Genomic DNA, 13,956 nt, shown 5'->3' with positions numbered 1-13,956 from the left:
GGCGTCTCTGTTACGTGGAAGTCGAACTACTCACCCAACAGGAAGCCCTCGCCCGGCAGCGCGTGGACGTGGCCTCCATCTTCGCCGAGCACCACGTCGGCCTCGTACGGCTGGCTCTGATCATGCTCGGTGACCAGGCGAGCGCCGAGGACGTCGTACAGGAGGCGTTCGCCCGCACCCACGCCGGCCGGAGCAGGCTGCGCGACCCCGGCAAGGCGCTCACCTACGTGCGGTCCGCGGTGCTGAACGGGTGCCGGTCGGTGTTGCGCCGGCGGGCGACCGTGCTGCGGCGGGCGGTGCCGTACGAACCGCCTGTCTGGTCGGCGGAGAGCGCCGCGATGCTCGGGGAGGAGCGGCGGGAGGTGCTGCTGGCGCTGCGCGAGCTGCCGCGCCGGCAGCGCGAGGCCCTCACCCTGCGCTACTACTTCGACCTCACCGACCAGGAGGTCGCCGACACCATGCGGATCAGCGCCGGTACGGCGCGGTCCACGATCGCGCGGGGACTCGCCGCGCTCGGCCGGGCACTAGGGGAGGAATCATGAACCACAGCTCGACGGAGGACCGGCTGCGCACGGCGCTCACGGAGGCGGGCGCGACGCTCGACCCCGGCACGCTCAGGCCGCTGCGGGCGCCGGAGCGGCGCTTCCGGCCGAACTACCGGCTGGTGGCGGCGGCCGCGGCGGTCCTGCTCGGGGGGACGGCGACGGCAGTCGTGCTGGGCGGGCCGGGCGAGGGTGACAACATCGTCGCGACCCCCGCGCAGACACTTTCCGACGAGGAGACGGATCTGGCGGTCTTCCTGTGTACGGAGTCGGCGCGCAAAGACCCGTGCCGGGGGCGGGCGGCCGATCCGGAGCAGATGCGGACGATCGAGGAGACGATCCGGCGGTCGCCGGGCGTCGAGGTGATGGCCTTCGAAAGCCAGGAGGTCGCCTACGGCAAGTTCCGGCAGGAGTACGCGGAGAGCAAGGAGGTGCTGGCCGCGGTCAAGCCCGCCGACATGCCCCCGTCGTTCAGGGTGAAGGTCAAGGAAGGGACCGATCTGCGGCAGACATTCCGGGTCCTTCCGACGTTGCCCGGCGTGGCGCGGCTCTCCGAGCCGGCGAGGCTCTCCGAGCTTCCGACCATGCACGAAAAGGTGCTGCGGATCGCGGTCTTCCTCTGCCTGAAGGGCACGCACATACCGGCGTGCGGGGGAGAGGGCATCAACGGAAGCGGCACCAAGCAGGGCAAGGCGGCGACGGAGGCTGAGTTGAAGGCCATCGAGGAACTGATCGCGAAAATGCCTGAGGTCGAGTCGTACGTCTTCGAGGACCAGGAGGCGGCGTACAAGAACTTCCGTAGCGCGTACAAGTCCAACGAGAAGCTTCTCGAAAGCGCCAAGGTGGAGGACATGCCCCGGTCGTTCAGGCTGACGTTGCGTTCCGGGGCCGACCGGGTCCGTGTGGTCGGCAAGCTCGAGGGGCAACCAGGGGTGGCTCAGATCATCGACGGGACGTGCGTGCAGGAGCAGGCCGCGATGGCGAAGTACGGCCTGGACCTGCCGGAAGTCGACGCGTGCTCCAAGGGCAGCTAACTTCCGGCGCGGATGGGCACGTAATGTGGCAACGGAAGGCCGCACTGTCCCCCTAGGCCGTCAGGAGGCGAGCTCGAGCCCATGGGAATGATCATGGCCGTGAGCTTCACCCGCTACGGAAGGCTCTACTACCTCGACCCGGGCGGGCACAGCCCCAAGGTGGGCGACAAAGTGCTCGTACCCACCGACTCGGGCCCAGAGGTGGCGGAGTGCGTATGGGCGCCTCAATGGAGCAGCGAGGACATCGACGGACTACCCGTGTGCGCGGGGCCGGCCGAGGAGGAACACCTCGCCCGCGACGAATCCAACAAACGCCGCAGAGCCGAGGCCCGCAGCGTGGCCAAACGCCTCATCAAACGGCACACCCTGCCCATGAAGGTCGTCGGCGTGGACTACCTCGACGAGGAGAACGTCTACACCGTCTACTTCTCGGCCCCCCACCGGGTCGACTTCCGCGCCCTCGTCCGCGACCTGGCCCGCAACCTGCGGGCCAGGGTCGAACTGCGGCAGATCGGCCCCAGGGACGAGGCGCGCCTCCAGGGCGGCATCGGGCCCTGCGGGCGCGACCTGTGCTGCGCCACGTTCCTCAAGGACTTCGAGCCGGTGTCCGTACGCATGGCCAAGGACCAGGACCTCCCCGTCAACCCGCTGCGCATCGCGGGGGCCTGCGGGCGGCTCATGTGCTGCCTCAAGTACGAACACCCCCTCTACCAGGAGTTCCGCGCCTCGGCCCCCCGGGTCGGGACGAACGTGGAAACCCCGGAAGGCGCCGGCACCGTGGTGGGACACAACGTGCCGTCCGACTCGGTGGTGGTGCGGCTCAACGACGGAGGACGGCGGTGCGCCTGCTCGAAGGCGAGCGTGTGCGGGCCGCGGAAGGCGTACGACTCTACGTACGGGGAGCAGGGGGGTTAGGTGGGAGCGAGAACCCTCCGGGCTCCTGTAGACTCTGTCACGCCGTACGGCACGCCGCCTTAGCTCAGTCGGCCAGAGCACTTCACTCGTAATGAAGGGGTCTGGGGTTCGAATCCCCAAGGCGGCTCCAGGTCAGAAGCCCTCCGCAAGATCGCGGAGGGCTTCTGCGTGACGATGAGGTCTTCCATGGTGGTGCCGGCTTCACCGGGCACGCCGTCAGCTTCATTCGAGGTTCCACACGAGTACCCGGCCGTCCTCCCCTGCCGTGATGGCCACCGTGCGACCGTCCCAATCGGTGACGCGGACGCCGACAACCTTCCTGCCGTGGTGTTCGTCGAACGGCCCATGGACGAGGCGGCGCTCCGCCAGCGACCACACGCACACCCGACCGTCCTCCGAACCTGTGACCGCGACCGGACGGCCGCCCATGACGCCGACATCCATGCAGGAAACAGAGTTCTCCTTCTCCCCTTCGTCCTCCTCGTCGAACTCTGTGTCAAACTCGATCGAATCCTCATCGATCGGCCCTTCCCACTCCCATGCCCCGGTGTCAAGGTCCCCCAGGATCACCCGGTCCTCGCCGGCCGCCACCACCCGGAGGCGGCCGTCCACCGTCGCCAGACCGACGTCCGCCACGGGCAAGGGGCAGGGAAACTCTCTGACAACGCTCTGGGTGTCGACGCCCCACACCACCACACTGTCGTCGCAGGAGCCGAAGATCACGACCGGGCGGCCGTTCAGCGTGCCAGCTGCGATCCCGGTGACGGTGTCCCGGTTTCCATAGAGCACGGCTGGTTCGACGTCCGAAGCACCGTTGGAGTCTGTACGTGCCGCATCCCACATGTATGTACGGTCGCTACAGCTGATGAAGAACGGTCGCCCGTTCAGCCGCACAGTCGCTACTTTCCCCGTACCGCCGTGGTTGAGACGCCCATGCACGCGGAGAGCTCCGCTCGCCAGATCCCACTGCGCGAAGGACTCCCGGTACTCGGCCCCACCGACCACGATCCGACCGTCCACGACGGCGGCGCAGACGCTAGTGAACAGCCCGGCGTCCTTGTCATTGTCGGTCGGGAGGTGCCCGACCATCGCGCGGAAGTCGTCGGGACGGTACGGCATGTCCAGCCGGTACTGCGTCCATCGGTCCATGGACGGCTCCCAAACCCACGCTGGCGGCTCGACGGCGCAGACGACGAGGAGACGACCGTCGATGGTGACAAGGTCGAGGTCCCAGAGGCGCCTGGCTGGGAGTTGGCTGGAGAGAATAGGTGCAGTCATGCGCCCGAAGTATAGGGATCAGGTCTGACAGACCGCCAAATAGGCAGCCTGACCGCGGCGTCGCGCAGGTGTTGTCGGTTGAGAAATGTCGGCAGTCGCGATGCGCCATATGCGCACTATGTTTTGTTCGAGTGCGAGGATGGGCCCGCTCATTGGCAGGTCGGTAGCGTCGCTCTGGTCTTATGCAGTGTTATTTTCGAGTGCTACAACTTTGAATGCCTCGATCGCTTTGCGGCGGATCATATGCTGATATAAGTGTTTGTCGTCCCGGAAGTCTCATCCCGCGACTTCGTGCAGGTCGATAGCAGTTTTATGCCATTTGGTGAGCCATTCGCCTCCCTCTCGAACAACCATCGATCCGCCGACAACCGCCGGCAGGATCCAAAATCCCGTTCCCACGCCGCACACTCCTTGCGTGGATCACCACTGCCGCTGATACGGACCATGACGTCGAGCTCGCTCTGCCGGTGCTTGGCGTAGTCGAGCGCCAAGACGTCGTCGGCGATGGTCCACACACCAGCCAGGGTGCGTCCCGGGACCTTGTCAGGCACTGCCAGCGGAAGAGGTTCGTTGTAGGAGGCGATCAAGTCCTTACGATGCTGCTGATTCCTGGCCTCCATCCGTCTCTGCTCGATCGTCGTCGTCATGATCACGCATGTGCAGACGACCACAACTGCGAATGACCCGGGGCAACAGCGACGCCGTACTCAACAATCCGGCGGCGCTCGCATAACTCACCACGGCCAGCCAGGTGAATCCGAACCAGGCCAGAAGGGGACGGGGACTTGGCACAGCCAGATCCACCGCGTTGTGTAACACCAGCAACAACACGGGCGCGAGCAACGCGTTTCGGATCGGATGCACAATCCTCAGCACCACGGAGAGCAGCACACCGGCGGGGATGGCCAGCAATACTCCCACAAGCACCCCGGGCAGGACGGTGTACGCCTCTATGTCCTCCTCGTACAGCCGCGACACCGGATACCCGAGTCCGAGACCTACCACCAGCCCCACACCAGCGCCCCGGACAAGATCCTTCCCCATGAGCCAACGATGACATCAACCGATGTAGGGCACAGTCGAACCGCTCAAATAGTGCCTTGTCCGCAGGCTGGGCGGGGTGGGGTTGCGGCGGAATCGTCCGGGGTTGGCGGCGTAGGCGGCCCGGAGCGTCCGGGCTCGCTCGGCCCGGATCTGACCGACGGTGCTCAGATGGACCGAGGCCGGGGTGTGCAGGCCGATGCCGGAGTGCCGGTGCTCGTGGTTGTAGTAGGTGAAGAATTGTCGGCAGAAGGCGCGGGCGTGGGCGATCGAGCCGAAGCGCTCGGGGAAGGCCGGGCAGTACTTCAGCGTCCGGAACTGCGCTTCGGAGTAAGGGTTGTCGTTGGATTCGCGGGGCCGGCTGTGGCTTTGGGCGATGTTCAGGTCGGCCAGCAGTGCGGCGACAGGCTTGGAGGTCATCGAGGTGCCGCGCTCCACGGCGGGTGTCCCTGCTGTCCCTGAACAGCCCCAAGATCTGAACGCAGCGCGCCTACTAGCAGTGCGGCATCGACACCGTGACCGCCATCCAGGGCGGTATGCAACTGGGGGAGGTCCCGAAGCCCAGCGACCCGCACTGGCACGAATGGCTCGACGCGCAGCGCGCCAACGGCGGCGGCGACTGATGCAGGAGAAAGGGAGCTGTCACCACGTTGGTAGAGATCTTCTGCTGCACGCTGTCATTATGTTAAGTGTGCGATCAGTTGCAAATTGTGACTGTGTTCAGGATCGCCTCGAGAGAAGGGCGACAGGATGCATCGGATGATCACAGCAGCAACGGTTCTCGTCCTCGCTGCTGGAGGTGCTGTGGCCACCATGTCGGCCCCGGCCGCCGCCGCGGCTTGATTGAGCCGCGAGGCAGCCACGGCACGCTGCAACGTCAGGCCACCCCACAACGACATCGCTTCCCTGATCGGTGAGGAACCACATCGCCTCAGCAGCCGTCGCGTCAGCGTTCGCTGGAGGCCGCGCGGTAGTGCAGGTCCTGCACGTACGGCGTCGCGCTGATCGCGTACGGCGAGACGACCTTCGCGATCACGGCGGAGTTCCTGGTGATCGTGGCCGAAGCGGCGCCCGGCTTCAGCGGGAACGTCTTGGCGGATACCCCTACGGGTGCGTCGTAGGTCTGCGTCGTGCCGCCGATCGTGACGGACACCTTGCCCGCCGCGGTCAGCATGGTGAGCACCTCGACGGTGTCGCGGGCCGCGGTGCTGCCGGTGCGCAGCTTCATGAGCTTGGTCTGCGTGTACGTCGGCTGGGCCGCGACCGGCTGGATCCTGTGGGTCAGGTACGCCGTGTCGTTGGTGATCTTTGGGCAGCCGAGCTTGTAGCAGGTCAGGTAGTAGGCGTTGATGTCCAGATAGGTCCAGCCCGCGTTCCTGGAGGGGGCGAACTGGGTGTTCTCCGAGTAGTCGTTCCAGGTGGTGAGTTGCACCCAGTCCGCCTTGCCGTCGATCGCCCCTCTCCAGGTGGCCCGGAGGTTCTCGGTGTTGCCGGCCTCGTCGAAGATGCCCTGGTTGGGACGCTCGTCCTGGACGGACACCGGCTGCATCCAGATCTTGCCCATGCTGTGGGCGCGGTCGATGTTGGTGTCCAGGCTGGCATTGGCCGCGGGATTGCGGTTGCCCCAGTTCGAGAAGCCGTAGCTGATCGAGGCGAAGGCGTCGCGGTACTTGTTGAAATCGAGGAAGCAGGGCACCAGGGCGACCTTGATCCCGTGCGTCGTCTCCATGGTCTTCATCCAGTCGGACCACCACGCGGCGGTCCGGCCTTCGGCCTTGAAGGGGGCGACGACCAGGCGGTTGTCGGCGAGCCGGTAGACCGACTTCGACGCGGCGAGCGTGGCCATGGCCGCGGCGAGGGTGGCGCTGTCCACCGAGGCCAGCCCGTTCATGTCCGGCATGAGCACGATCTTGAAGCCCGGATCGACAGCCTCGGCGGCCTTGATGAGGTTCTGCACCCGCGTCCAGTGCGCGCTGGTCACGGAGAGGATGTCGACGGTGAAGCCGTCCAGTCCCGCGGCGATGGCCTGCTTCACCTCGGTCTTCAAGTCCGCCACCGCGTAGTCACCAGCGATCGGGTCGCGCCCCAGCGGCCGGTCGCGGAGCAGCCCGCCGTACGCGGCGTGCTTGCCGCTCTCGCCTTCCGGCTTCAGGTAGTTCCTGGCATAGTAGTCACTCGCGGGCGCCTGGTTGTCAAGCGAGATCGGGTACGGGGTGAAGTAGTGCGCGAACACCTTCTTCGCCGAGGCCCGCAGCGCTGCCGTGCCCGCCAGGGTGAAGGGCAGCGGCCCGTCGGTCTGCTCCCCTCCGGTTCCCTCGGCGTAGGTAACCGTGAGTTTCGGCCCCCGGTTCCCGCTCTCGCGTGAGGACATCAGCACGGTCGTGGTGGCGTCGGTCCCGGTGAGGGCGAACGCGTATGTGCCGTCGCCCTCGACGGCCGATGAGACGTCCAGCTTGGCGGTCCGGCCGGCGGTGAAGCCGGTGTGGGAGCTGAGGGTCGGAGTGCCGAGCGCGGGACGGGTGTTCCAGGTGGTGGCGGCCTCGGTCCAGGCGCCTGTCACCGGGCGGACGGAGACGGTGGTGTCTGTCGTTCTGGCCGAGACCAGGTCCAGCGTGGCCTTAACGTTCTCCGCGTCCTGCGGGATGCCGGTTATCTTGAAGCGGGTCAGGGCGATGCGCTGCCCTGTGGTGGCGCTGCCGCACCCGGTGCCGCAGACGCTCAGCCAGGTCGCGGTCGCGAAGCTCTTGGCTGGCTCGGCCTGGCTGACGAACACGTCCTCCGCTGCGGCGAACGTCTTGCTGACGGAGGCGACGGCGGACGCCTGCACCGGGGCGACCGCGGAGGTCGCCAGCGTTGCGATGCTCGCCACGAGCACCCATAACGTTCGATATCTGTTACCCATGAAACTTCCTTGTCTTACGGCACGGTGCGCTGTCTGGCGGTCGGCCGCCAGACAGCGCACCCTCAAGAAGCGCGTCAAGCACATGCACGAGTTCGGTCTGTCCGACGGGGACATCGGGAATCTGCGGGGCCTGATCCAGCAGCGCATGCAGCAGATCCGCACCAATGCCAATGACGAGGCCGTCAGGTCTTCGAGGGTTTGTCGTCGGTCCTTCCCGCCTTGATCAGCGCGACGGAGTTCGACATCGTACCGGGCTCGAAGCCGGTCTGGAATACGCGCGGCTTCACCACGACGTACTCGCTCGCCAGGGCCCGTGCGGTCGCCTCGTAGATGATCGGCCGACCCTCCGCGACGCCGTCGCCGAGGCGTCGTCCTGGACGCGGTGACGGTGCCGTAGAGCAGCGGCGCACAGGGCGGGAGGGGCAGGCCGGCTCGTCAGCCGCCCGGAGGTGTTCAAGGGCAGCCCGCCTGCGGCGGCCTGCCGCGTCGGGCGGTCCCTGGCCGCGCTGCGGCTCTCCGGCCGGTCGCGGCCAGCACCGCCCGCGCGCTCAGGTGATCGTGCGGGGACTGAAGGACGATGATGGATGGATCAGCTTCTGCAAGGTGGGGTTGAACATCCGTCGGGGCGGCGGCATGGAACGGGGCACTCTGTTCGCCGCCAAGACTGAACTGAAGGGTTGAACCCCAACGGGGTCCACTCATGAGCATCAACGGTGCTGTGCGCCGCAACCCGGCCATGGGCTTGCCGTCCACCAGGCATGCGGCCTGGGAGGGATCGGGTCGGCGCCCGGCTCCAGGTACATCCGCTGGTCACGCCACGTCTCGCAGCACCGGTTGACTCGTCCGACGGGTCGCCACGTGGGGCGGTGCGGTCGACGACGATCGGCCGGTTGTCGACCTCATGGCAGGGCAGGGCTGCGCTCGTGAAGTGACGGTACGGGGTGCGCGGCGAGATAGTCCTGAAGTTCGCGGTGCCGGAACTGGTAGGCCGTTCCGGAAATCCGCAGTAGCCCCGCGCCGTAGCACCGGTCCAGGAACCGGCCGAGCCGCCACGGCAGCCGTCCTCGGGTGGACAGGAGAAGCCCCAGGTAATGGTGCGACAGCCGCAGTGACATGGATGAGCCGAAAGCCGAGCCGTACAGCGCGCCTGCGGTGAGCCCCGCTGTGAGCGAGAGCCCTTCCAGCTGCAGGGAGAACATCGCCCCGAGCATCAGTCCGAATGCGGGGCCGTGAGTGAGGGCGACCATGAATATCGAGATGACCTCGTTGCGGATTACCGCTTTCGGGTCGGTGTCATCGCGGCGGGAACGGAAATGTTTGCTCTGCTCATGTGTCATCCCGATGCCGAGCAGGAGGCCGAAAACGACCGGTGCCCACGGCGGGAGTTCGCCGCCGAATTCCGGTATGAGAACGACTGCCAGCAGGGTGCCGGCCGCGACCAGGAGTACGCCTGACACCGCCGTACTCATGCGATCGCGGGTGTTTCGAACTCGGCCGGAGCTGACCACGTCCGCCTTGGGCCACACCTCTTTTCGGGCGTTGACAGCGTCCATCAGCACGCCCAAGGTCGCCACACCCGGCAGCCAGAGAAGAAGGAACGCGACTACATCCCGTGCGGGTATGCGGGCATTCAAAATTTCCATCTGCGAGAACGTCAGGACGACGACGCCGGCGTAGAGGGCGACCATGGGAAGGGCGAGGGCCAGGGTCACCAGCGCGCCGATGAACCGAGGGCGATCTCCCGCCAGCGGCCACAACTGGTGCGGCACGAGATCGGTGCTGGACAGCATGCGGCCGTGGAACGGCGGCCGGCTCGCGTTCGTCCGCAGATAGCCGGCCAGTACGGCCAGCCAGGCATGGGTCTGCTCAGCGGTCGGCCCTTTCCCGGCCGGATCCGCGGCGGCCAGGCGGGCGGGGATGAACAGGCTGAAGAGGTGCTCTCGTACGGACGATTCGTCGGCGAACTCCGTGAGGGCCGCAGGGGAGCGGACGTAGCGCCCGGTGTGCGGGTCACGTTCCTCGTAGACGCTGGCCGCCAGCGTAAGCCGCCAGGGCGTGTTCAGAGCGGCGGCCAGGACGTGACCGCCGGAGGTGAGCGCGTCCAGCACCGGCAGCCAGCGGTCCGGGTCTTCCTGGTCGGTGATGGCCTGGATGAATTGCCACGCCTTGTCCCCCGTCACCTCGTCCAGGTTGACGCGGGCGACGCCACGGGGGGTGGCCCGGTCGGCGACCAGGGCGTCGTACTGGTCACTGCGGCAGGTCATCACCAGACTGCAGCGATTCAGTCCGTGTTCGTAGTCCTCCAGCGCACGCAGTACCCGGGCGGCCCGTGACCCGTAGCCTGGCTCGTCGCTTTCATCCATCTCGTCCAGCCCGTCGACGACGGGCAGGATCCGCTCAGCGGCCACGAGCAGTTGGGCGGTCACCGGCTTGAGACCGTAGGTGGTGATCAAGTGCCGGTAGAGCATCTTCGCAGTGGGCACGTCCGCGTCCAGGCTCGCCCCCGAGATGCGTACCGGGACGGGATCGTCCGGTGGCCTGTTGTGGAGGAGTTCCAGGATCAACTCGATCGCGAGGACGGTCTTGCCCGCCCCTGCCACGCCGGTGATCGCGAGTCGTCGGGGTGCCGGCAGGCTGCGGAAGTAGTCGGCCACCTCTGCCAAGGTGCCTGCCGGTGGAGCTGGGGCGGAACTGCCGGTGGGGTCGGTGGAGAAGCCGACATCGATGACGGCGTCCTTGCCCTTGCGGCCCAGCAACTGCGCCCGCTGGGCCTTCTCCGCGGCCAGCACCCGCCTGGCGAGCAATATCGTCGCCGCCTGGACGTCGGTGTCGGCCGGCCGCTGCGCCTGCCACCATGACAGCCCGGCGATGGCGATCCCGATGAGCGCCAGCACCGCACTGACGGGGTCCACCTCGCCGGGGTGTCGCATCCACAGCCGGAGTGCGCCGGCGACCAGCAGGACGATCCCGATCGCGAGCCCCGCACCGAACCACCATGTCCTCGCCCGCCGGTTCATGGCTCCAGCATTCCAAGCGAATACCTGGCGTGCGGCGATTTTCAGGGGTTCGCCCGCTCTGCGTCGGCCCGAGAGTGTGGACCGACGCCGCGGCCAACAAGAGCCCGGTCAGGAGTGACACACGGCCGGATCAGCGCGCCCACCGTGCATACGGCTTTTGGTGCGCGTTGTCGCAGCTCAGGACCGAGGCGTGGAGGAAGGTTGGGTGCTGCCTCAGGAACGGTTGGCGCGGATCTCGTCGTGGTGGTCGGCCACCCAGCCGATCATGTGCTTGACGATCTCGTACAGGCCGCCGCCGAGCGGGGTGAGCGCGTACTCGACGCGTGGTGGCACTTCGGCGTAGGCGGTACGGCTGAGCAACCCGTCCTCTGTGAGCTGGCGAAGGGTGTGGGTCAGCATGCGCTGGGAGATGCCCGGGATCTGGCGCTGCAGGTCGGTGTAGCGCATCGGGCCGCTTGCCAGGGCGGCGACGATCCGCATGCTCCATTTGTCGCCCACCCGGTCGAGCACCTGGCGGATGAAATCCATGGGCTCGGCCGGGATGCTCGCGCGCCGGGTTCCCTGCGGACGTCCTCGACCGCGGCTCTCTGACCGATGCCCTCAACGAGGCCAAAGCCCGCTTCGGTGCCATCGACGTGCTGGAGTACTCGCCGGCCCCGCACTCCCCGGTGCCCGGCCTCACTCCGGCCGTACCCTCGGAGGTCACGGTGGACAATCTGCAGCCGATGATCGACTACAACGTGTACGGTGCCATCACGGCGGCCCAGGCGGTCCTGCCCGCGATGCGCGAGGCGGACGCCGGGGCCCTGCTGTTCAGCACCGGTGGCGGTTCCGTGGACCCGGTGCCGATGTTCGGCAACGTCATCTCGGACGAGCGACGCTGAACGGCCCGGTGCTCATCGGCCGGCCGCTGCAGGACCGCACCGCTATGAGACCATGCAATCCCATTTGATGTAGTGATCATTTCCGATGATGTCGTGAAACTGCATCCGCGTGCACCATTCCTGGTTGCCTTTGGGATTTCGTTTCTGCCCGGTGCTGCCGCTGCAATACCGGTTTCGGGGGCACTTCTCCGTGGTGGAGGCCACCTTTTTGTTGTTGCGGTAGAGCTTCACGACCAGCCGCCCGGATGTCTCGCCCTTGCAGCGGACACCGCCACCGCCATAGACGGATCCGCGTTGGTCGACCCGGTCCGCCAGGGCCCAGGAGGTGCAGAAGGCTGCCGCTTCTGCTGTCGTCGCTGTGGCGGTGCTCGCGGTTGTCGTGGCGTTGGCGGAGCCCATTGGGGCGAGCGCCGATCCAGCCGCTACGGTGATGGTGAGTACGCTCATTCCTCGGAACATGTGCGACACGGCTCCTTGTTGTTGATCAATGCTTGATGGAGTTCGTGGTGAAGCTCTTGCTGCCGCTGTCCCAGGAGGCGTTGACCTTGCCGTACCACCGCTGTTTGCCCGGTTTCCTGTCGGTCACCGCCACGGAGGCGTCGCAATACCGGCCGTGAGTCCCCGTCTCACATATTCCGGTGTCGACGAGTGTGCCGGATCGGTACAGCCGAATGCGCAGCTTCATCGGTGTCCAGCTCGGAGCCGCGCAACTGATCCAAGCCCCGGCAGAGACTTTGTTCGGAGAGCTGTCGTGGGTGTCGGTGACGCCGCCGACTGAGCAGCGGATCATGGCATTCGCCGAGATGGCGGGCGCCGTGGCGGCGTGTGCCGATCCGGATGGCGCAACACTCAGCGAGGTCGCGATGGCAGCAATGCTGACGACGGTCAGGCGCCTTTTTCGCACGCCGGCGATCGGATTGAGATTCATGAGTCCTCCGGCAGGTGGGATTGTGTGAACGTCCGCCGGTCGCCGGCCGGCTTGACGGACAGGGCGACATCGACACATGCGGCTGGCAACCCTTCTGTTTCGGTGTTGCAAGCCGATCCTGGACGCCGCCCGGCGTTCGGGTGAACCTGTCAGCTGCCAGGGGACTGGTCTTCTGTCAAGATCCGGGGCTTACCCCGTTGCTCTTCGTCAGGTGGGTGGAGCCAGTCGGAGGCGCAGCCGGCGGACCGTGCCGCTCCAGCGTGCGGGCCGGGCGACGGCGCCGGTGACCGCGTGCTCGGCGCGGTCGAAGCTGTCCTCGATCAGCGCGTCGTGCAGCGGCCGGAAGATCAATGGCCAGGTCAGACGTGCCGGTCCGTGCGTGGACATGGCGAGCGTGTGGCCGAGCACGGTGTGGTCATGCTCGGCCGACACGGCGTACTCGTGGAAGCCGTCGAAACCGCGCGGGCCGGTGAAGGCGAACCGGATCCAGCGGCCGGGCACGTAGTGGCTGACGACGTACCTGACGGGGCCGTGACCCCCGACCGCTCCGGTGCCCAGTGGCCGGTCGAATCGCATGGCCGGCCAAGTGGAGTGCGGCCACAGCAGGTCGGTCGGGCCGGCGAGCGTGTCGATCAGCCGGCCGACCTCGTCGAGCGAGGCCGGCAGCGCGCGCTGGTGGATGTTGAGCACGGCCATGGCTGACACCTCCGTATTAGCGAGACCTCTCTAGAACAGATAATAGAGAGTACTCTCTATTACGTGCCCAGACCGCCCCGTTATGACGTCGACGACCTGCTCGACGCCGCCCTCGCGCTGACGGTCGCGAAGACGCCGACCGGCGTGTCGGTGGCCGGACTCGCCCGGCATGCCGGAGTGCCGAGCGGTTCGGTCTACCACCGCTTTCCCAGCCGCACGGTGCTGCTCGGCGAACTGTGGCTGCGTACCGTTGACCGGTTCCAGGAGGGCTTTCTCGCCTGTCTCGCCGACCGGGACGCCTGCCGGGGCGCCCGTACCGCGGCCCGGTACGTGGTCGACTGGTCCCGCGCCCATCCCGACAGCGCGCGCCTGCTGCTGTATTCGCGCCGGGACTTCGTACCCGAGGAATGGCCGGCCGAGCAGACCGCACGCGCCGCGGCCCAGGACCGTCGGTTGCGTGCCGCGCTGCGTGCCCTCGCCGGCAGGCTCGAAGTAGACCTCGAGCGCCTCGCGATCGCTGTGGTGGACCTGCCGTACGCCGTGGTGCGCAGGCACCTCGCCGACGGCGGTGCCATCGCGTCCAGCGTCGCCGACACGGTCGAGAACTGCGCCGACACCCTGCTCCGCGCCTGGCTGTCGGGGCCGCAGAGATAGCGCCCGACCCGGATGATCTCGACGGCGGCTGATGACGATCGCCCCCGACCGCCGCCGCCCCTGAC

General features: G+C 67.1%; 13 protein-coding genes, 1 tRNA gene and 2 pseudogenes. 6 read left to right on the top strand and 10 right to left on the bottom strand.

The annotated features are described in order from the left end of the window. Positions 1-14 precede the first annotated feature (14 nt). The 4 genes from E1295_RS14545 to E1295_RS14530 all read left to right on the top strand — a co-directional run bounded on the left by E1295_RS14545 (position 15) and on the right by E1295_RS14530 (position 2,621). Positions 15-542, top strand: coding sequence for a SigE family RNA polymerase sigma factor (locus tag E1295_RS14545; protein WP_246080040.1), 528 nt, complete (start codon positions 15-17; stop codon positions 540-542). Then, the gene (locus E1295_RS14540) at positions 539-1,576 is read left to right on the top strand and encodes a permease-like cell division protein FtsX (protein WP_132630802.1); all 1,038 of its coding nucleotides are present in this window, start codon (positions 539-541) and stop codon (positions 1,574-1,576) included. The genes E1295_RS14545 and E1295_RS14540 overlap by 4 nt, the downstream gene beginning before the upstream one ends. Before the next feature lie 81 nt (positions 1,577-1,657). Continuing rightward, positions 1,658-2,491, top strand: coding sequence for a PSP1 domain-containing protein (locus tag E1295_RS14535; protein ID WP_425465341.1), 834 nt, complete (start codon positions 1,658-1,660; stop codon positions 2,489-2,491). A gap of 53 nt (positions 2,492-2,544) precedes the next feature. Further along, positions 2,545-2,621, top strand: a tRNA-Thr gene (locus E1295_RS14530). Between the two features lie 92 nt (positions 2,622-2,713). Here E1295_RS14530 and E1295_RS14525 read toward each other — a convergent pair. From E1295_RS14525 to E1295_RS14495, 7 genes and pseudogenes are all read right to left on the bottom strand, one after another. Beyond that, on the bottom strand, positions 2,714-3,769 hold the full coding sequence (locus E1295_RS14525; protein WP_132630801.1) for a WD40 repeat domain-containing protein: 1,056 nt from the start codon (positions 3,767-3,769) through the stop codon (positions 2,714-2,716). A gap of 239 nt (positions 3,770-4,008) precedes the next feature. Then, entirely contained in the window at positions 4,009-4,356 is a 348-nt protein-coding gene (locus E1295_RS14520) for a hypothetical protein (RefSeq protein ID WP_132630800.1), read from the bottom strand. Between the two features lie 4 nt (positions 4,357-4,360). Next, the gene (locus E1295_RS14515) at positions 4,361-4,813 is read right to left on the bottom strand and encodes a hypothetical protein (protein ID WP_132630799.1); all 453 of its coding nucleotides are present in this window, start codon (positions 4,811-4,813) and stop codon (positions 4,361-4,363) included. 84 nt (positions 4,814-4,897) lie between these two features. Then, positions 4,898-5,245: pseudogene (locus tag E1295_RS14510) on the bottom strand (integrase core domain-containing protein); the annotation flags it as partial. A gap of 511 nt (positions 5,246-5,756) precedes the next feature. Next, positions 5,757-7,679, bottom strand: a complete 1,923-nt coding sequence (locus E1295_RS14505; protein WP_246080039.1) for a glycoside hydrolase family 71 protein — start codon at positions 7,677-7,679, stop codon at positions 5,757-5,759. Between the two features lie 932 nt (positions 7,680-8,611). Further along, entirely contained in the window at positions 8,612-10,729 is a 2,118-nt protein-coding gene (locus E1295_RS14500; RefSeq protein WP_132630796.1) for an NACHT domain-containing protein, read from the bottom strand. A 213-nt stretch (positions 10,730-10,942) separates the two neighbouring features. After that, positions 10,943-11,257, bottom strand: a complete 315-nt coding sequence (locus E1295_RS14495; RefSeq protein WP_132630795.1) for a winged helix-turn-helix transcriptional regulator — start codon at positions 11,255-11,257, stop codon at positions 10,943-10,945. Between the two features lie 38 nt (positions 11,258-11,295). On the opposite strand from E1295_RS14495, the pseudogene E1295_RS14490 reads away from it, so the two are divergent. Then, a pseudogene (locus E1295_RS14490) lies at positions 11,296-11,613 on the top strand (SDR family NAD(P)-dependent oxidoreductase); the annotation flags it as partial. Between the two features lie 42 nt (positions 11,614-11,655). Here the strand turns inward: E1295_RS14490 and E1295_RS14485 are convergent. The 3 genes from E1295_RS14485 to E1295_RS14475 all read right to left on the bottom strand — a co-directional run bounded on the left by E1295_RS14485 (position 11,656) and on the right by E1295_RS14475 (position 13,237). After that, positions 11,656-12,060, bottom strand: coding sequence for a hypothetical protein (locus E1295_RS14485; RefSeq protein ID WP_132630793.1), 405 nt, complete (start codon positions 12,058-12,060; stop codon positions 11,656-11,658). 37 nt (positions 12,061-12,097) lie between these two features. Then, the gene (locus tag E1295_RS14480) at positions 12,098-12,541 is read right to left on the bottom strand and encodes a hypothetical protein (protein WP_132630792.1); all 444 of its coding nucleotides are present in this window, start codon (positions 12,539-12,541) and stop codon (positions 12,098-12,100) included. Between the two features lie 207 nt (positions 12,542-12,748). Then, positions 12,749-13,237 (bottom strand): SRPBCC family protein, encoded by a 489-nt coding sequence (locus tag E1295_RS14475; protein WP_132630791.1) that lies wholly within the window; start codon positions 13,235-13,237, stop codon positions 12,749-12,751. A gap of 63 nt (positions 13,238-13,300) precedes the next feature. Between E1295_RS14475 and E1295_RS14470 the strand changes: the two genes are divergently transcribed. After that, a complete protein-coding gene (locus E1295_RS14470) occupies positions 13,301-13,891 on the top strand; it encodes a TetR/AcrR family transcriptional regulator (protein ID WP_132630790.1) in 591 nt (196 codons plus the stop codon). The last annotated feature ends 65 nt before the right edge of the window (positions 13,892-13,956 follow it).

It is taken from the genome of Nonomuraea mesophila (genome assembly GCF_004352805.1).
GTDB classification, from domain to species: domain Bacteria; phylum Actinomycetota; class Actinomycetes; order Streptosporangiales; family Streptosporangiaceae; genus Nonomuraea; species Nonomuraea longispora.
This window is presented reverse-complemented; position numbering and strand designations above follow the sequence as displayed.